The organism is Streptomyces sp. SD15, from assembly GCF_054462255.1.
In genome coordinates this window covers 1-17,667 of record NZ_JBTLMO010000038.1, presented here as the reverse complement: position 1 = coordinate 17,667, position 17,667 = coordinate 1, and the positions used below count along the sequence as shown (strand labels likewise).

General features: G+C 69.6%; 16 protein-coding genes. 10 read left to right on the top strand and 6 right to left on the bottom strand.

Going from position 1 to position 17,667, the window contains the following annotated elements; translation table 11 throughout:
• Window positions 1-111 precede the first annotated feature (111 nt).
• The 3 genes from ACX28W_RS30810 to ACX28W_RS30800 all read left to right on the top strand — a co-directional run bounded on the left by ACX28W_RS30810 (window position 112) and on the right by ACX28W_RS30800 (window position 5,454).
• Entirely contained in the window at window positions 112-1,836 is a 1,725-nt protein-coding gene (locus ACX28W_RS30810) for a serine/threonine-protein kinase (RefSeq protein ID WP_459003135.1), read from the top strand.
• Window positions 1,837-1,979: 143 nt separating this feature from the next.
• A complete protein-coding gene (locus ACX28W_RS30805) occupies window positions 1,980-3,662 on the top strand; it encodes a serine/threonine-protein kinase (protein WP_459003062.1) in 1,683 nt (560 codons plus the stop codon).
• A gap of 103 nt (window positions 3,663-3,765) precedes the next feature.
• Entirely contained in the window at window positions 3,766-5,454 is a 1,689-nt protein-coding gene (locus ACX28W_RS30800; RefSeq protein WP_459003061.1) for a serine/threonine-protein kinase, read from the top strand.
• A 21-nt stretch (window positions 5,455-5,475) separates the two neighbouring features.
• On the opposite strand, the gene ACX28W_RS30795 is transcribed toward ACX28W_RS30800, so the two are convergent.
• Together ACX28W_RS30795 and ACX28W_RS30790 are read right to left on the bottom strand one after the other, a co-directional pair.
• On the bottom strand, window positions 5,476-5,883 hold the full coding sequence (locus ACX28W_RS30795) for a hypothetical protein (protein ID WP_459003060.1): 408 nt from the start codon (window positions 5,881-5,883) through the stop codon (window positions 5,476-5,478).
• 51 nt (window positions 5,884-5,934) lie between these two features.
• Window positions 5,935-7,929 carry a glycosyltransferase family 2 protein gene (locus tag ACX28W_RS30790; protein WP_459003059.1) on the bottom strand — a complete coding sequence of 665 codons (1,995 nt, stop codon included), beginning with the start codon at window positions 7,927-7,929 and terminating at the stop codon, window positions 5,935-5,937.
• Window positions 7,930-8,380: 451 nt separating this feature from the next.
• Between ACX28W_RS30790 and ACX28W_RS30785 the strand changes: the two genes are divergently transcribed.
• Window positions 8,381-8,713, top strand: coding sequence for a hypothetical protein (locus ACX28W_RS30785; protein ID WP_459003058.1), 333 nt, complete (start codon window positions 8,381-8,383; stop codon window positions 8,711-8,713).
• Here ACX28W_RS30785 and ACX28W_RS30780 read toward each other — a convergent pair.
• The gene (locus ACX28W_RS30780) at window positions 8,699-8,905 is read right to left on the bottom strand and encodes a DUF397 domain-containing protein (protein WP_459003057.1); all 207 of its coding nucleotides are present in this window, start codon (window positions 8,903-8,905) and stop codon (window positions 8,699-8,701) included. The genes ACX28W_RS30785 and ACX28W_RS30780 overlap by 15 nt on opposite strands.
• Before the next feature lie 12 nt (window positions 8,906-8,917).
• A complete protein-coding gene (locus ACX28W_RS30775) occupies window positions 8,918-9,769 on the bottom strand; it encodes a helix-turn-helix domain-containing protein (protein ID WP_459003056.1) in 852 nt (283 codons plus the stop codon).
• Window positions 9,770-9,928: 159 nt separating this feature from the next.
• On the opposite strand from ACX28W_RS30775, the gene ACX28W_RS30770 reads away from it, so the two are divergent.
• The 5 genes from ACX28W_RS30770 to ACX28W_RS30750 all read left to right on the top strand — a co-directional run bounded on the left by ACX28W_RS30770 (window position 9,929) and on the right by ACX28W_RS30750 (window position 15,154).
• Window positions 9,929-10,324: an ATP-binding protein gene (locus ACX28W_RS30770; RefSeq protein WP_459003134.1), complete on the top strand. Its 396-nt coding sequence runs from the start codon at window positions 9,929-9,931 to the stop codon at window positions 10,322-10,324.
• A gap of 47 nt (window positions 10,325-10,371) precedes the next feature.
• Window positions 10,372-10,734 (top strand): hypothetical protein, encoded by a 363-nt coding sequence (locus ACX28W_RS30765; protein ID WP_459003055.1) that lies wholly within the window; start codon window positions 10,372-10,374, stop codon window positions 10,732-10,734.
• Window positions 10,735-10,903: 169 nt separating this feature from the next.
• A complete protein-coding gene (locus tag ACX28W_RS30760; protein ID WP_459003054.1) occupies window positions 10,904-11,536 on the top strand; it encodes a Uma2 family endonuclease in 633 nt (210 codons plus the stop codon).
• Between the two features lie 126 nt (window positions 11,537-11,662).
• Complete coding sequence (locus ACX28W_RS30755) at window positions 11,663-13,315, top strand: succinic semialdehyde dehydrogenase (RefSeq protein ID WP_459003053.1); 1,653 nt, start codon at window positions 11,663-11,665, stop codon at window positions 13,313-13,315.
• 33 nt (window positions 13,316-13,348) lie between these two features.
• The gene (locus ACX28W_RS30750; RefSeq protein WP_459003052.1) at window positions 13,349-15,154 is read left to right on the top strand and encodes a GMC family oxidoreductase N-terminal domain-containing protein; all 1,806 of its coding nucleotides are present in this window, start codon (window positions 13,349-13,351) and stop codon (window positions 15,152-15,154) included.
• A 104-nt stretch (window positions 15,155-15,258) separates the two neighbouring features.
• Here ACX28W_RS30750 and ACX28W_RS30745 read toward each other — a convergent pair whose 3' ends face one another.
• Window positions 15,259-15,936 carry an LAETG motif-containing sortase-dependent surface protein gene (locus tag ACX28W_RS30745; RefSeq protein ID WP_459003051.1) on the bottom strand — a complete coding sequence of 226 codons (678 nt, stop codon included), beginning with the start codon at window positions 15,934-15,936 and terminating at the stop codon, window positions 15,259-15,261.
• Here ACX28W_RS30745 and ACX28W_RS30740 point away from each other — a divergent pair.
• The gene (locus ACX28W_RS30740) at window positions 15,905-16,402 is read left to right on the top strand and encodes a hypothetical protein (RefSeq protein WP_459003050.1); all 498 of its coding nucleotides are present in this window, start codon (window positions 15,905-15,907) and stop codon (window positions 16,400-16,402) included. The two genes, ACX28W_RS30745 and ACX28W_RS30740, sit on opposite strands and share 32 nt — an antisense overlap.
• A 601-nt stretch (window positions 16,403-17,003) precedes the next feature.
• On the opposite strand, the gene ACX28W_RS30735 is transcribed toward ACX28W_RS30740, so the two are convergent.
• Entirely contained in the window at window positions 17,004-17,330 is a 327-nt protein-coding gene (locus ACX28W_RS30735; RefSeq protein WP_459003132.1) for a chorismate mutase, read from the bottom strand.
• Window positions 17,331-17,667: the final 337 nt, after the last annotated feature.

Below are 17,667 nucleotides of genomic sequence, written 5' to 3'. Positions count from 1 at the left end.
GAAGGGAGAACCGTCACAGTGCGGTCTCCGAACGCCTCCGCCGGTTCCCTGCGCGCGTGACCCCTCTCTAGTCTGAACTCGTCAAGACCATTGCGGGGAAACGTGAATCAGATGCAGGGCCTGCTCCTCGCGGGCCGCTACCGGCTTGTCGAATCCATCGGCAGCGGTGGCATGGGCCGAGTGTGGCGTGCGCACGATCAGGTGCTGCACCGTGCGGTCGCCATCAAGGAGCTGACCGCCGCGCTGTACGTCGCGGAGAGCGACCGACCCGTGTTGCTGGCCCGTACCAACGCCGAGGCGCGGGCCGCCGCCCGGATCAACCACTCGGCCGTCGTCACCATCCACGACGTCCTGGAGCACGACAACCGGCCATGGATCGTCATGGAGCTGGTCGAGGGTAACTCGCTGGCCGACGCGGTCAAGGAACAGGGGCGCGTCGAACCGGCCGAGGCGGCGCGGATCGGGCTGTGGGTGCTGCGCGCCCTGCGGGCCGCCCACGCCGCCGGTGTACTGCACCGCGACGTGAAGCCGGGGAACGTACTCCTGTCCGCCGACCGGCGTGTACTGCTCACCGACTTCGGGATCGCGCAGGTCGAGGGTGATACGACCATCACGCGCACCGGTGAGATCGTCGGCTCGGTCGACTATCTGGCGCCCGAGCGGGTGCGCGGCCACGATCCCGGTCCGGCCGCCGACCTGTGGGCGCTCGGCGCGACGTTGTACACGGCGGTGGAGGGGCGGTCACCGTTCCGGCGCACCACGCCGCTGACCACCATGCAGGCCGTCGTCGTAGAGGAGCCCGCGCCGCCGCGGTACGCCGGTGCGCTCGGGCCCGTCATCACCGCGCTGCTACACAAGGATCCCGCCGTACGGCCCGGAGCGGAGGAGACGGAGCAGATGCTCTCCGAGGCCGCGGAGGGCAGGCGGCCGAGCGCGGCGCAGGCGTATGTGCCGACGCAACATGTGGATACGAGCAGTGGGATGGGGACGGGCGCGTACGAGGCGGCGCCGCATGGGGCGGTGTCGCACGGGTCGGCGGCGCATGGACCGGAGGCGCATGGACCGGAGGTATATGGAGCGACGCCGGCGCTTCCTGAGCCGGTGTCCGGGCCCAGGTCCGTCGCTCCGAGGAAGCGCCGCCGCGGTCGTACGGTCGCCCTCGTCGTCGTACTCGCCGCGCTGATCGGAGGCGGCGGTGCCGTGGCGCTGAAATACGTGGAGGGCACGCGGACGGCCGGTACGGACAGCAGCGCCTCGACCGGAACCACGAAACCCGGCATCGCGAAGCCCGGCGCCACGACGCCCAGCACGACGAAGCCCACGAGCACGGCGACCGGCGCCGTGGGGAGCCAGGAGCCGGAGCCGTCCGGCGGGGTGCCCGACACCTGGGTGCGCGTGTCCGACGTCGAAGGCTTCAGCCTCGCTCTGCCCAGCAAAAGCTGGGAGCGGCAGGCCGACGGCAATCAGGTCGACTACACGCCCGACGGAGGCAAGCACTTCGTCCGCATCGCCGTCGACGACTCGCCGGACTTCGACACCGCGCACGCCCACCAGCTGGACCTCGAGGAGCAGTTGACCAAGCTGGCCGACTACAACCGGGTGACCCTGAAGCCCAACACCTACCGGGACTGCCCGGGCGCCCTGTGGGACTTCACCTGGACCGCGCTGCCGGGACAGACAACGTTCCCGGGCGAGCGCCGCGCCATCGAGCAGACGTATCTCAGCCGTGGCGGTGTCGAGTACGCGATCTACATGTCCGCCCCCGCGGCGGACTGGGACACCACGCGCCGGCAGTTCGACACGATCCTGCGCGGCTGGCGTCCCGAGGCCGGATAAGGCGCCCTGGCATTCCGCGGTCGGACAAGGTCCTGGCGTCCCGGGCTGGGCAAGGCCGGAGAAGGCTGGATCAGGCCGGTTGACGGCCACCGCGAGCCCTGCCGTCCCGGAGGGTGACCGTCCGGTGCGGCATGATGGGGCCTATGGGGACCGAGGGGGACAACGTCCGGGTGATCGCCGGCCGTTACCGGCTGGAGGCCAGGATCGGGCGGGGCGGCATGGGGGTCGTCTGGCGTGCCACCGACCAGCTGCTCGGCCGCCAGGTCGCCGTGAAGGAGCTCGCCCTCGACGACTCGCTCTCCGGGGACGAGGCCCGGATGCAGCGCGACCGCACCCTGCGCGAGGCCCGCGCGGTCGCGCAGCTGCGGCACCCGCACATCATCGTCGTCCACGACGTGGTCGAAGAGGGCGAACGTCCGTACATCGTCATGGAGTTGATCGACGGCGGCTCGCTCGCCGGGCGGATCTCCGCCGACGGTCCGGTCGACGCCCGCGAGGCCGCCAGGATCGGCATCGCCCTCCTCGGTGCGCTGCGTCGCGCGCACGGCGCGGGCGTCCTGCACCGGGACCTCAAGCCCGCGAACGTCCTGATGGAGGCGGACACCGACCGCGTCGTCCTCACCGACTTCGGCATCGCCCAGGTCGAGGGCGCGACGACGCTCACCGAGAGCGGATCCTTCGTCGGCTCGCCCGAATACACCGCGCCCGAGCGGATGTCCGGGGCGAGGACCGGCCCCGAGTCCGACCTGTGGTCGCTCGGTGCGCTGCTGTGCACGGCGCTGAGCGGCGAATCACCGTTCCACCGCGACTCGTTGGGCGGCATCCTGCACGCCGTCGTCATGGACGAGATCCGCCCGCCCGCGCAGGCCACGCCGCTGCTTCCCGTCGTACGGGGGCTGCTGGAGCGCGATCCGGACCGGCGGCTCGACGCGGTGGAGGCGGAACGGCTGCTGCGGGCGTTCCGGGATACGGGTCGTACGCCGCGGTCCGCGTCGGCCGGGTACACGCCCACGCAGCGGGACGTACCGAAACGGAAGCCCGCCGCTCATCCGGCTTCGCCGGTCACTCCGCCCGACTCCCCTCCCACCGCCGCGGTGTTCGACCGCGCGCCGAAGTACCCCGCGCGGCGCATGCTCGTCGTGGCCGCGCTGGTCGCCGCCATGGCCGGGGCGGGCGTGTCCGCGGCGGCGCTGCTGATGAACGAAGGCGGTGACGGCGGGGGCGGTACGCCGGCCCCGCCCGCCGGTTCGACGCCGCGGACGACCGTGAGCGCGTCGCAGTCCCCGGGCACTCCGGCGTCGTCCGAGTCATCCGTGGCGTCGCCGAGCCCCGTCCCCACGGTCACCGTCACCCGGCAGCAGACACCGACCGCCACCTCCGGCGAGGCACCCTCGGGTTACCGGACGGTCGATGACCCGGACGGGTTCTCGCTCGCTGTGCCCGACGACTTCACGCGTGACCCGCAGGGCGAGCGGATCTTCTACATGTCGCCGGGGCAGACCTTCCGTCTCGGCGTCAAGATGTCCGACCCCGAGCCGGGCGGCCCGCTCACGCTGATGCGGCGCGCACACGCCGAGGGGCCCTCCACGAACCCGGGCTACCGCGACGGCACCGTCACCTCGACCGCCCACGACGGACAGCCCGCCGCGTTCTGGGAGTTCACCTGGGACGGCTTCACCATGGCGGAGGGCGCCCGGCACACGTACGACCTCTGCTGGGAGGAGAACGGCCGGATGTACGACGTGTGGGTCTCGGCGCCGGTCGGCAGGGTGGCGGAGGCGAAGGAGTACTTCGACGTGGCGGTGGACACGTTCGCACGGTCGTGAACGGGACATAAAAGGGAGATAAAGGGTGGCCCGCGTCACGGGTCTGTGACTCCTGACGGACAGGTCTGGATGCCGAAGCGCTTGCCGCGATAGGGATGGACTCATGAGCAACAACGGGGGACTTCCCAACGGGTCGGGCGAGCCGACGAGTTTTGGTCTGCAACCGCCACAACCGCCACGCCCGGCGGTATCGGCGCACCAGCCGTCCGGGGTCCCGTACCCGGGCAATCCGTATGCCGCGCCCACCCAGATCGTTCCGGAGGCGGGGGCGGGGACGACGACACCCGTCGTGCCTCCCCAGGACGAGCCGGGTACCGGTCGGCTCGTCGCGGGCCGCTACCGGCTTCTGGCCAAACTCGGCCACGGCGGCATGGGCACGGTCTGGCGGGCCAAGGACGAGACGGTGGACCGTGAGGTCGCCGTCAAGGAGCCCCGCGTCCCGGACCACCTTCCCGAGCGCGAACGTGCCAACGCCTTCGAGCGGATGCGCCGAGAGGCGCGCGCCGCGGCCCGCCTCGATCACCCTGCCGTGGTGAACGTCCACGACGTCGCCGTCGTGGACGGACAGCCGTGGATCGTCATGGAGTTGGTGCGGGGCCGCTCGCTGGGCGCCGCCCTCCAGGAGGGCACGCTGGGCGTACGCGAGGCGGCGCGGGTCGGCCTGGAGGTGCTCGGCGCCTTGGAGGCCGCACACGCGGCGGGCATCCTGCACCGCGACGTCAAGCCCGACAACGTCCTGCTCGGCAGCCACGACCGCGTCGTCCTCACCGACTTCGGGATCGCCCAGATCGAGGGCGAGACGAATCTGACGGACACCGGCGGCTTCGTCGGTTCGCCCGAATACATCGCGCCGGAACGGGTGTTGGGCCAGCGCCCGGGCCCCGCCTCCGACCTCTGGTCGCTCGGCGTCGTCCTGTACGCGGCCACGGAGGGCGTCTCCCCCTTCCGGCGCAGCAACACCCCGGCCACCCTCCAGTCCGTCCTCAACTCCACGCCGGCGGTGCCCGCTTCGGCGCAGGGGCCGTTGGCGGAGGTGATCAACGGGCTGCTGAACAAGGACCCGTCCCGCCGCCCCGGCGCGGCGCAGGTCCGCCGTCTGCTGGAGCAGGCCGCCGAGCCGCCCGCCCCCGAGCCCACGCAGGTCGTACAGCTCGCGGTGCCCGGCGGTAAGGGCCTGCGGGTGGGCCGGAAGGCCCTGTTCGGGCTGGGTGCGGTAGTCGTCGCGGCGGCGGTGGCGGCGTACTTGGTGATCGCGAACCCGTTCGCGGGGCCGCTGCCCGACGACTGGAAGAAGCACCACGAGACCGACGTCGCCGCGACCCTCGCGGTGCCCGCGGGCTACAAGCGAGCGACCCCGGACCGGACGACGGACAAGGGGCACTGGGTCACGTACAGCGACTTGAGTGGCGGCATCTGGGTCGGCCTGACCCTGGCCAAGAAGTCCGAGGACACGAGCAGCCAGATCAAGAACTCCGCGGCCGCCGAAATGTACGCCGACGACGACGATTTCAAGGACAGCGGCGAGTACGAGCTCGACATGCCCGAGGGTGCGACGACGGAACCCGTCGAAACCAAGTATCACGGCAAGAAGTCCGGCGAGAACACGGTGGCCTACAAGACCACCGACAGCCAGAACCCGCTGCCGCGCGAGGTGAAGATCTTCTACTACAAGTCGTCCAAGGGTGACATGTACAAGCTCACGATCAGCTACCCGGGCAAGGGCGACTTCACGGACCGCGGCCGTGAAGTCGCCAGGACGGCGATCGCGAACTTGGACATCGACAAGCTGTGACCGCGTGTATCCGAGGGCGGCTCAGGCGAGCTTGTCGGCCTGGGCCTTGATGAGCTCGTCGGGGACGTCGTACTCCGTGGCCGCCTCGTCCTCGGCGAACGCCGCCAGGGTCATGCGCAGTGATACCCAGCCATGCACCACGGGCCGCTTCCCGCGATCCAGGAAAACCCAGGATCGCCGAGGAAACCTCAGCTCATCTGCGACGCTCAGCGAGTAGTACGTGGCGACGGTGCTGCCGTGGCGTACGACCTCGCCGTGTACGACGATTCCGTCGGCGTCCGCGTCTCCGGTCACGGCGAAGGCGACCGACTCGTCACCGCTGCCCGAGGCCTTCTCCGCCTCGACCTTGGTGAACTTCTCGGTCTCGCCCTTCGCGGTGGCCTGGAACCCGCCCGCGCAGCTCTCGACCGCGTCGGAGACCGAGGTCATGGATGAGGGAACGGTCAAAGGAACGTCAAGCCAGAAAGCCTGCCGCGCGATTTACGGCTTCAGCTTGCCGGAGAACGCCTTCACCAGCTCCGTCTTCGCGACCAGCAGCGCGAACTGCTGGTCGGCGCCGGGGGCAGGCTTCGCGTACCAAGGCAGTGCCCGGCGGCGCCACTTGGCCGGAGTCAGATCCGTCGGAAGCGGCGGCAGCGGGAAGGACCAGCTGGAGAGCCGCAGTTCGCCGCGCCACACGCCGGCGGGAAGCTCGGAGACGGGCACGCGGGCGGTGAACCTGTCACCGTGCGCGGTCGGTGCGACGGGGAAGGCGGCGGTGGCACCGCTGTCGCTGCTGAGGGCCACGGTCAACGGCCCGTCCGGGTATGCGCCGAGCGTCCACTGTCCGGTGATCTGCAGCTCGGTGGGGGCGCTGGCGCTCCAGCGGACCGTACCCGGCTTCAGATGCGGCAGCACCCGGTGCTTCTTCTCGCCGAGGTCGAGGGTGAAGTTGCCGTGCGGCTTGGTGGTGTAGAGGGTGATGGCGCGGATGCCGCGGGCGGTGTCCACGACGCGGGTGTCCGCCGCGCCGGACACGTCCTCGGCCCGCTTGCCGCCGATCCGCACCTTGCGCGTCAGCCCCTGTGCGCCGACTGCCAGGGAGATGTCCCAGAGCCCGTCGTCCAGCGGCGCGCCGTCGGCGGCGGTGTCGATGTCGACATCGACCTCGAATCCGGCCTTGTCGTACGTGTACTGCCCCTGGTCCTCGTCGGCGCCGAGACCGGGGGTGGCGGTGTGCGTGACCGGAAGGCGGTACTCCGTGCCGTTGTCGCGCTCGCGCAGCACGAGTTCGGCGGTCACGTCGTCGGTCGCCACGCGGTGGAAGTACGCGTGCCCGGCCAGTCGGAGCGTGGCACCGCGCAGTTCGGTCCGGCTGACCTGGTGGCGCAGGCCGAGCTGGGCGGTGATGTCGTAGCAGGCGTCGGGGACCGAGCGGGAGGGGTCGCGAAGGAAGGGGTAGCGGGCGAACGCCCTGCCGCCGTCGACGAGTACCGGCGTGGCCACCTTGCTCTTGGCCAACTCCGTCTCGAACCCGGTCAGTGCGATGACCTCGGCGAGCATCCGGTGTCGTACGAGATGCAGCCGGAGCCGGGCCATCGCGGAGAGCCGGTCGTTCAGTCCGTCGTGCCACAGCGGTGCGATGGCGGCGGCGAGCCGGTCCAGCGCCTTCTGCTGGATCTCACGGGGTTCACGGACCAGGTGGCCGAGGAGCTGCTGCACCTCGACGGTCAGGTGCCGGTGGGCGAGGTGGTCGCGGTCCGGGCCGGGCGGAACGTTCTCCAGGATCAGGTCGACGATGCGTGGCAGGAAGCGCAGCCGGAGCTCGGAGCCTCCGGTTTGCAGCGTGATGTTGCCGTCGTCGTCCCGCTGCACCCAGAACAGGCAGTCGTACGAGGCCAGTACGGAGATCCCCGAGGCGTGCAGATACGCCGGGGCCACGAACATCTGGTCCTCGCCGATCTTCAGGTCGGTCGGGAAGCGCAGGTGGTGCCGCTCCAGCAGCTCGCGGCGGAACAGCTTCATCGGGTTGAGGGTCCAGTACACGCGTGAGGAGAAGACGTCCGTCTTCGGCTGGTCACGCTTGAACATGGACGTGGGCGCGCCGCGTCCGCCGACGCCGACCATCTTGCCGAGCACGACGTCGGTGCCGTTCTCCTCCGCCATCGCCACCATGCGCTCCAGGGCCTCGGGCCCCAGATAGTCGTCGGCGTCGAGGAAGAACACGAACTGGCCCTGGGCGTCGTCGAGTCCACGGTTGCGGGGAGCGGAGGGGCCGCCGGAGTTCTCCTGGTGGATCACCCGCATCAACGCCGGGTACATGTCAACCAGTCGCTCGAGCTCGGCGGCCGTACCGTCGGTGGAGCCGTCGTCCACGACGATGACCTCGAGCCGGTCCCGCCCGATGCTCTGCTCGGCGACGGACGTGATGCACCGCGTCAGATAGGGCATCGCGTTGTACGCGGCAATGATCACCGAAACGGTGGGCGTGGCCATCGGGACGTTCTCCAAGGAAGACGGGGCACCCCCCGTCTCTGGGATGGCGCTCGCCACTTGCGTGTGTGCGCCGATTTCGGGAAAACGTGCCGACTGTGATGTGAAGATACCGTGACTTGCCTGTGCCTTCAACATGAGGGGAAGGTCAAGGGGCCTGGTCATGAGGCGAATCGGGTCTCCTTCGTATGTCCCCATCGACCCGCAGCAGATCAACGGCTACACCCAGGCCGACAACAGTCCAGCCCGGGGCCGTCGAAGCGCCGGGGCGCGGTCGACACACGTGACTCCACGGACTCCACGGACTCCACGGGCTCCTCGGGCGACGGTGCGCCAACGAACTGGGCCGGTGCTCTGGACTGCTTCACCACCGACAGCCTCGGTTCTTGTGGCAACACCGCGGTCAGTGTGGTGACTTCAAGGCCATTCGACGCTCATGCCTTAATCTTTAGGAATGGGTGTCGATGTCGTTCTTGTGCAGATAAATCAAAAAGGGACGAGTCCGAAAGGGCGCCGAATGGAGGTCCTTGAAATCGTTCCGGACGGCTCGGATTCTTTCGCGCGCATGTGTGAAGGAAGCGGCACGCCGATGCTGCAAAGGGTGGACCCTTATAGGTCGCTTGTCCTGACAGCGCAGCAGATGGAGCAGTTCATGCAGGAGATCCAACTGCTGCGGGGGCGGGCGGCGGCGCCCGCATCGGATATCTCGCAGTTGGATCAGATCGCGGTTCTTGCGGAGCGGTGTGCGGGAGACGCGTCGCTGGAACTGCACCTAGAGGGTGACTGATCTGGGCGGGCCCTGGCGCGGGTTCTTCAGGATGGTTATCAGGGTGCGGAGCTGGCGGGGGCCGGTGGTGAGGATGGTCTCCGGTTCGTCGCTTTCGCGGAGGAGGATCGTTTCGGTGGGGGTGGTGGCGAGGTAGATGCAGGAGGAGGCGGATTCGCTGTAGCTGGACTTCTGCCAATGGTGTTCGGTCACGGGTTTCTCTCCTCAGGTGTCCTTGGCGATCCGGTGGATGAGATCCACGGAGGGTGAGGGCTTGAGGGTCGCTTGCTCCATGCGGTCCAGGACGAGTCGGTAGGTCTCCAACTTTCCGGGAGCGTCGATGAGTTCGACGCCATGGCTCGTGTCCAGTTGTGCGGTGTCGAGGGCGGCCACCGGGCCGTGGGCGTAGTCGATCCCGTGACCTGCGGTCGGGAACGAGGTCCCGTCGAACGGGATGACGCGAAGGGTGATGTGGGGCTGTTCGCTGGTTTCGGCGAGGTGCCGGAGCTGGCCCCGGGTCACGTCACGGCCGCCGAACTGCATGCGCAGGGCGGCCTCATGGATGATCGCCGTGTACGGCACCGGCCGGTCCCGGAAGAGGACCGCCTGGCGCTTGATGCGGTGCGAGACGCGGTGTTCGACCTCGTGAGGACGTAGCGCCGGGACCGCTTCGCCGAAGAGGGCTCGGGCGTGGTCGGGGGTCTGTAGCAGGCCGGGGATGTTGATGACCTGCGCGACGCGTAGAGCGGTGGCGTGGTGTTCCATCTCGGCCATGTCCAGGTGAGGTGACGGCAGGATGTCGCGGTACTCCTCCCACCAGCCGCGGGTGCGGTCGGCGGCCATGTCGGAGAGGGCGTCCACCAAGGGCTGGTCGGTGCAGCGGTAGATGCGGGCGAGGGTGCGGACGCGGTCGGCGCTCACGCCGAAGCGGTTGGCCTCGATGTTGCTCATCTGGCCTTGCGTCGTACCCAGGGCGCGAGCCGCCTCCGCCGCGGTCATGCCCGCGCGCTCGCGAATCCGGCGCAACTCGACGCCGATGCGGAGGCGGCGCGCCGATGGCGCGCTCCTCGGTGCCATGTCCTCGCTCCGTTCCGTACACCTGGCGTGGTGGTCACTCACACGAGGTAAATACCTGAAGGTTTTGCACTATCGAGCAAAACCTTCAGCACCTGCACGTTGGTTCGAGGGCCCAGTTGAGCGGCGTTGGGTTCACCGTAGAATCCGCGCGCCCCGCGGATCGCCCGAGTCACCCTCCGGGCGGTACTCGTCGGACACGGCCTGGCCCAACTCACCGACACCGCCGAACTCCTGACCTCCGAGCTCGTCACCAACGCCTACCGCCACTCCACCGGCCCCGCCACCCTCCGCCTACGCGCCCTGCCCGGTAACCGCCTCCGCGTGAGCGTCTGGGACGCCAACCCGCACATCCCGCCCCCCTTCGACAAGCGCACCGGCCCGCTTCACCCCATCCCCGCCGAGGCGGACGGCGGACGCGGGCTGTTCCTCGTATGCCATTACGCGGACGCGTGGGGCGGCTATCCGCTCGGCGACGACCTCTTCGGACGGGGCGGGAAGCTGCTGTGGTGCGAGCTGGAGGCGCGGGCCGTCGACCGGACCGAGGCCGCCGCGTGATCGCCGTACGCGTGCGGGCGGCACCGCGGGAACGGCATACTGCTGTCGTGGCCGAGTACGGAGACGAAAGCAGCCGGATCCCGTCCCGGTGGGGCTATGGCGCCGAGCGCCTGCCCGCGACGCTCGATGAGCTCCACGGGCCGAAGGCGGGCCAGGTCGACCTGCCGCTCCATCTGGCGTGGTCAGGGCTGCGTGTCTTCAAGATCGATGACGTAAAGCTGCTGCTGGGGATGTATCGGATCGTTCTCAACAACGGTTTGCGAGACGACTTCGTCCAGTACCTCGACGGGGAATTGCTCGTCCGCCACTGGCCCATCCTGCGCAAGATGCTCGGGCGCGGCGTGCGGAGCACGTGGCATGAAACGTTCCCCGAGCTGAGGAACGCGACGATCCGGATGACCGTCTGTTGAGCCCTGACGTCGGCTACACCGGGAAGCTGTTGCGGTGGGAGCCGGGCCCTCAGGCCGTGCGCCGGGTGGCGGCGCGAGAGCGGCCGGGCGGCAGGCGATCGAGATGGCCCGGCACTATGGTGGAGACGGAGACACGCTCTGTAATCAGGGGAGGACCGTGGTGACCATCATGACTGAGCGTCCGACGGCCATAGACAGCCCTCCGGCCGGAGCCTTCGAGGACATGCTCCGGATCGTCGAGGAGCTGGACACGCCTGACGGCTACAAGGCCGAACTCATCCGGGGGAAGATCGTCGTGTCGCCGTGGTCGAAGCTGCGCTACCTGCGTCCCATGCGGAGGCTGCGCAGTCAGGTGGAGGCTCATGCGCCTGAGGGGCATGTCGCGGAGACATCGCCGTTCCTGTTCGTGTTTCCGCCTGCCGAGCGTGGTTTCGGACCCGATCTCTTTGTCGCAGACGAAGCCGCTTTCGACGCCGAAGGCCGGCGCGCCGATGGTGCCGCGCTCTCCCTGGTTGCCGAACTGACGTCCGACTCCACCAAGGATGCCGACTGGCTCGACAAGCTGGACACGTACGGACGCGTCGTGCCCGTCTACCTCGTGCTCGACATGCAGGTCCAGGAGGTCACCGCCTTCTGGGACCCGTCGGCCAAGGGTTACCGGTCGCGGACCACCGTCCCCTTCGGACGGCCGCTGCACGTGCCCGCGCCGTTCGACTTCGCACTGGACACCTCAGGGTTCGCGGAGGGTGCGGAGGGCTCCGGCCAGGATGTCCAAGATCCGCCCGGAGTCGTCAATCCGTGATCGTCGGACCCGTAAGGCCCTGATCAGGGACTTTGTTGCCAGCGATCACTGGCAGTGTGTGAGCGGTCGGTGAAGGCGATTACCGACGGGTACCCAAAGGGCGCGGTCCGGCATACCCTGCGGCTCATGACGGACTCGCAGGCCGCGGAAAAGACCGGCACGGACCAGCTCGAGAAGACCGGCACGGGCACCCCCGGCACCAACCCCCTCGCCCCCGCCCCCACCGGCGCCCGCACCGCCGCCGACGTGGTCACGCCCGAGCTGGTCGCCCAGCTCACCAAGGGTGTCGTCGGCTCCGGACGGACCGCCAACCACACCCCGTTCACCGGCGAGAAGCTGGCCGACCTGCCCGAGTCCACCCCCGAGGACGTCGCGACCGCCTTCGAGCGGGCGCGGAAGGCCCAGGTCGCCTGGGGGGCCACCCCGGTGCGGCAGCGCGCCGCCGTTCTCCTCCGCTTCCACGACCTCGTGCTCGCCCGCCAGGCCGAGGTGCTGGACCTGATCCAGCTGGAGACGGGCAAGGCGCGGCTGCACGCCCACGAAGAGGTGCAGGCCGTCGTCGTGGCCGCGCGGCACTACGGACGCAAGGCCCCCGCCTACCTCCGTCCCAAGCGGCACGCCGGCGCCATGCCCACCCTCACCAAGGTCACCGAACTGCGCCACCCGCGCGGCGTCGTCGGCCAGATCGCGCCCTGGAACTACCCCCTCGAACTGTCGGTCGGCGACGCGATCCCCGCCCTCGTCGCGGGCAACGCGGTCGTCATGAAGCCCGACACCGAGACCTGCCTCACCGCCCTCTGGGCGCGTGACCTGCTCATCGAGGCCGGGCTGCCCGCCGAGGTGTTCCAGGTCGTCATCGGCGACGGACCCGTGGTCGGCCCCGAGGTCGTCAAGCACGCCGACTACGTCTCCTTCACCGGGTCGACCCGGACCGGCCGCGAGGTCGCCCAGGGCGCCGCCGCCCGTCTCGTCGGCGTCTCCCTCGAACTCGGCGGCAAGAACGCCATGGTGGTCCTCGAGGACGCCGACGTCGACAAGGCCGCCGCGGGCGCCGTCCGCGCCTGCTTCTCCTCCGCAGGCCAACTCTGCATCTCCATCGAGCGGTTGTACGTCCACGAGTCCATCGCGGACGCCTTCGCGGAGCGCTTCGCCGCCCGGACCAAGGCCATGCGGCTCGGCACGTCCCTCGCGTACGGCGCCGACATGGGCTCGCTGGTGGGGGAGCGCCAGCTGGAGACCGTGACCCGGCATGTGGAGGAGGCCGTCGCGAAGGGCGCGAAGGTCGTCGCCGGTGGCGTCGCCCGTCCCGACATCGGCCCCTACTTCTACGAGCCCACCATCCTCGACGGAGTCGAGGCGCCGATGGCCGTCTGCACGGAGGAGACCTTCGGGCCGGTCGTCTCCCTCTACCGCTTCAAGACGGACGACGAGGTCGTCGAACTCGCCAACGCCACTCCGTACGGCCTCAATTCGTCCGTCTGGACGAAGGACGGGCGGAGGGGGCGCGCGGTCGCGGCCCGGCTGCGCACCGGGACCGTGAACGTCAACGAGGGGTACGCGCCCGCCTACGGCAGCGTCCAGTCGCCGATGGGCGGCATGAAGGACTCCGGCCTCGGCCGCCGCCACGGCTCCGAGGGCATCCTCAAGTACACCGAGGCACAGACCGTCGCCCACCAGCGGCTGCTGCCGATGGCGCCGTCGCTCGGCATGGACGACGAGAAGTACGCGGAGTTCATGAGCCGGAGCCTCAAGGTCATGAAGGCACTCCGGCTCCGCTAGACCGCACCACGTTCTCAACGAGGAGAGCAGCACGTGTCACAGGAGAACTCTGTCCAGCAGCAGGATGACGGCGCGTACGACTACGACGTCATCGTCGTCGGCTCGGGCTTCGGCGGTTCCGTCACCGCCCTCCGGCTCACCGAAAAGGGATACCGCGTAGGCGTGTTGGAAGCGGGCCGCCGCTTCACGCGTGACGCACTGCCGAAGAACTCCTGGGACATCAAGAACTACCTATGGGCCCCGGCGCTCGGCATGTACGGCATCCAGCGCATCCATCTCCTGGGCAACGTCATGGTGTTGGCGGGCGCCGGCGTCGGCGGCGGCTCGCTCAACTACGCCAACACCCTCTACGTACCGCCGAAAGCGTTCTTCGACGATCCGCAGTGGAAGGACATCACCGACTGGCAGGAGGAGCTGCGGCCGTACTACGACCAGGCGCGCCGCATGCTCGGCGTACGCCTCAACCCGACGATGACCCCCTCCGACGTCCACCTCAAGGCGGCCGCACAGCGGATGGGCGTCGGTGACACCTTCCACATGGCGCCGGTCGGCGTGTTCTTCGGGGACGGGGAGGACGCGGACGGGACGGTGAAGGCCCGGGTCGGCGAGGAGGTCGCGGACCCGTACTTCGGCGGGGTCGGACCCGCCCGCAAGGCGTGCACGGAGTGCGGCGAGTGCATGACGGGCTGCCGCCACGGCGCGAAGAACACCCTCAACGAGAACTACCTGTACCTGGCGGAGAAGGCGGGCGCCGTCGTCCACCCGATGACAACCGTCGTGTCCGTCACCGACGACTCGCAGGGCGGGTACGCCGTCGCCACCCTGCCCACCGACGAGAAGCGGAAGGGCGAGGGGCGGACCTTCACGGCGCGGCGGGTGGTCATCGCCGCCGGTACGTACGGTACGCAGACGCTGCTGCACCGGATGAAGGCGGGCGGCCAACTGCCGTACATGTCCGGCAGGCTGGGCGAGCTCACCCGTACCAACTCCGAGGCGCTGGTGGGCGCACAGACCGTCGACCGCCGCTACCGCAAGCAACACGGCACGCCCAGGGCCGACTTCACCCAGGGCGTCGCCATCACCTCCTCGATCCACCCGGACGAGAACACCCACATCGAACCCGTCCGCTACGGCAAGGGATCGAACGCGATGGGCGGCCTGTCCATCCTCCAAGTCCCGTATGCGGAGGGCTCGTCGAGGGTGGTGGGGTGGCTCGTGAATGCGGCGAAGCACCCGCTCCTCGTGCTCCGCTCGCTCTCCAACCGCCGATGGTCCGAGCGGACCATCATCGGGCTGGTCATGCAGTCGCTGGACAACTCGCTGACGACGTATCTGAAGCCGAAGGGCGCGGGGAAGGGGCTGCTGACCGCCAGGCAGGGACACGGTGCTCCCAACCCCAAGCAGATCAAGGCCGCGTCGGAGGCCGCGTCCGCCGTCGCCGCGGAGATCAACGGTTTCCCGGGCAGCAACGTGGGCGAGCTGATGGGTACGCCCCTCACCGCGCACTTCCTGGGCGGCTGTCCGATCGGTGACTCCCGGGAGACCGGCGTGATCGACCCGTACCACCGGCTGTACGGCCACCCCGGCATCTCCGTCGTCGACGGTGCCGCCGTCTCCGCGAACCTCGGCGTCAATCCGTCGCTCACCATCACCGCGCAGGCCGAGCGCGCGATGTCGTACTGGCCCAACAAGGGCGAGGCGGACCCGCGTCCGGCGCCGGGCGCGGCGTACGAACGCCTGAAGCCGGTGGAGCCGCGCAACCCGATGGTGCCCGCGGACGCGTTCGGCGCGCTGAAGCTGCCGTTCCTGGGGATGCCGACGGTGCGGCCGAATCCGTAACCCCCGTACGGGCAAAGAAGAAGGACCTGCGCCCCCCTCCGAGCGCAGGTCCTTCTTCTTTGTACGAGGCGTGAGGCCGCCTACGTGGACTGTGTCCGACCGTGTTACGCGGTCACGTCACCCGACTTGCGGCGACGCACCACGAACACCGCACCGGCACCGGCGAGAACGGCGATACCGCCGACGAGGCCGATGGTCGGGAGGGCGGACGAGGAACCGGTCTCGGCGAGGCTGCCGGTGGCCGGGATCTCCTCGGCGCCACCCTGCGGCTCCTTGCCGCCGGACGGTCCGTCGCCCTTGCCCGGCTTGGCCTCGCCGGGGTTCTCGTTGTTGCTGCCGGCCGCGAGGACGGTGAGCTCGTAGAACGCGAAGGAGCTGTGGACGCAGTCCTTCTCCTGGTCCACGTAGCCGCCGAAGCCGAGGGCGTAACCGTCGCCGGCCGGGGCGTCCGCGCCGATGTTGACGCGGAGCTTGATGGCGACCGTCTCCTTGGCGCCCAGCGTGGTCTCGCCGAAGTAGAAGCCGTTGCCGACCTCGTCGGCGATGGACTCCCACGTCTTGGTCGCGGGGTTGAAGAACTCGAGCTGCGCGTAGGTGGCCAGCCAGTCGTCCTCGTCGTCGCTCTCCGCGTAGTTGTCGACGGCGGCGAGCCACTGGACCTGACCGAGGTCCTCGCTGCTCTTGTTGGCGGCGCTCAGCGTGAAGGCGTGCCAGCCGCTGCCCGCGACGATCTTGCCGGGCAGCCCGGAGATGGCCAGGGACAGCTGGGAGTCGGCGTCCACGCCGTCGTCGTCCACGGGGCAGTCGCTCGGCCAGTCCGACGGCTCGGCGGACTGCGTGGGCGTGGCCGACGTCGACGCGGAAGGCGAAGCCGACTCGGTCGCGCTCGCCGAGGGGCTCGCGCTGTCGCTCGGAGCCGGAGCGGTCTCGCTCGCGGACTCCGACGCGGTGTCGCTGGGCGCGGGAGCGGTCTCGGTCTCGGTGTCGGTCGGGGACGCGGACACCGACTCGCTGGCCGACTCGGAGACCGTCGCGCTGGGGGAAGAGCTCTCGTCCGTCGCGAAGGCGGCCGGCGCCGAAAGCAGCGCCAGTGGGGCTATGGCTGCCGTCGCGGCCGCAACGGCCATGGCACGGCGAAGCTTCATGAAGACCTCGAAAGTCCGGTGTGCCGCGGTGGAGCGGCACGCGATTTTGGGTGAGGCCTCCGCGTGTGGGGCGCGGGTGTGGCCGTTGGTTCGTCAGGTGTGACCCGGGAAACCTGTGAATGGTTGTGCCTCCATTCACAGAATTTTTATGTGGGCTGGGTCACATGGGGCGACCGCTTGAGTGGCGGGGCGTCACACGTCCCAGGCGTGGCGAAGGGCCCCGCGGGGCGGAATCCGCGGGGCCCTCATTCGTCAGCACCGACGTCAGGGGCGGCGCCGGTGCTTGGGGAGCGGCGCCGGGGGGTGCGTCGCTGGTCTTGGGCGGTAGTCAGCCTTGGGGGGCGCGGGGTGGGGCCCCGGGTGGGCTGTTTTCGCCTCGCGCTGAGTGGGTGACGGCCTTCGCGACCGCCTGGACCATCTCTGCACGGATTCCGCCGGTCGGCCCCGGGCGTCCCCGGAGCCGACCGTTCTCTTGAGTGACCGGGCTGCTGTCCCCTGCCGTCCGGTCACCACCCTGGGACGAGGTCCCATGACGTACGGCACGATCCGATCCGTACGTCTCATCGCCCCAGCGGAGCCACGCGTGGTTCCTTCGAGCCCGCCCCTGGCTGGCACGGACACCATGACCAACGAAGCCCGCGCCGCACCGGTCACGCGCCGTACGGATGCGAGGGCATGCGTACGTGCGTACGCCGTGCACGGGTTCAGACGCGGCCGCGGCACAGCTCCAGCAGCGTCATGGCCAGCGAGGTGCCCGGCTTGCCCAGCGCGTCCCTGTAGTGGCCGAGGATCTCCATCTCGCGCGAGAGGTTCACCCGGCGGCCGCCGGACGTGATCCGGGCCTCCTGGATCACCGCCGACACGGCCATCCGTTCCTGCACGAGGCCGATGATCCGGTCGTCGAGCGCGTCGATGCGGTCGCGGGCGTCGGTGATCACGTCGGCGGCCTCGTCGGTGCGGGCGCCGGTCTTGTCGAGTACGTCGGCCATGGTGGGGCTCCTCTGCTCTGTGGAGGTGCCCCGGAGCGGCAGGGCCCGGAAACGGCAGACGCCCCGGGCCTTGTCGGCCCGGGGCGCCTGGGAAGTCGCTTGTCAGTTGCTCAAGCAGCACGACCATGGCAGCCGGTGGGCCGGTTGCCATAGGTAAACAGGAAGTTCGTGTGCGTGAGCATGGGGGCAGTATGCCCGGTCGGGTGGGGCGGGACCAAGCCGGTTCGGATGGTGAGACCGGGGGGGGGAGGGGGGGGGCTGGTGACTTCTTTCGCCCCCGCCGCCCCTACCCATTCCCGTCCCCTGGGGGCTCCGCCCCCAGACCCCCGTTCGGCCTGAACGGCCTCGTCCTCAAACGCCGGACGGGCTGAGACACCCA

Bases quoted from the DNA above. Each gene is read 5' to 3' on its own strand.
- ACX28W_RS30805 (WP_459003062.1), top strand. From the start codon at position 1,980: ATGGGGACCGAGGGGGACAACGTCCGGGTGATCGCCGGCCGTTACCGG.
- ACX28W_RS30785 (WP_459003058.1), top strand. From the start codon at position 8,381: ATGGGTGTCGATGTCGTTCTTGTGCAGATAAATCAAAAAGGGACGAGT.
- ACX28W_RS30790 (WP_459003059.1), bottom strand. From the start codon at position 7,929: ATGGCCACGCCCACCGTTTCGGTGATCATTGCCGCGTACAACGCGATG.
- ACX28W_RS30760 (WP_459003054.1), top strand. From the start codon at position 10,904: ATGACTGAGCGTCCGACGGCCATAGACAGCCCTCCGGCCGGAGCCTTC.
- ACX28W_RS30775 (WP_459003056.1), bottom strand. From the start codon at position 9,769: ATGGCACCGAGGAGCGCGCCATCGGCGCGCCGCCTCCGCATCGGCGTC.
- ACX28W_RS30740 (WP_459003050.1), top strand. From the start codon at position 15,905: ATGGCCAGGGACAGCTGGGAGTCGGCGTCCACGCCGTCGTCGTCCACG.
- ACX28W_RS30800 (WP_459003061.1), top strand. From the start codon at position 3,766: ATGAGCAACAACGGGGGACTTCCCAACGGGTCGGGCGAGCCGACGAGT.
- ACX28W_RS30795 (WP_459003060.1), bottom strand. From the start codon at position 5,883: ATGACCTCGGTCTCCGACGCGGTCGAGAGCTGCGCGGGCGGGTTCCAG.
- ACX28W_RS30755 (WP_459003053.1), top strand. From the start codon at position 11,663: ATGACGGACTCGCAGGCCGCGGAAAAGACCGGCACGGACCAGCTCGAG.
- ACX28W_RS30810 (WP_459003135.1), top strand. From the start codon at position 112: ATGCAGGGCCTGCTCCTCGCGGGCCGCTACCGGCTTGTCGAATCCATC.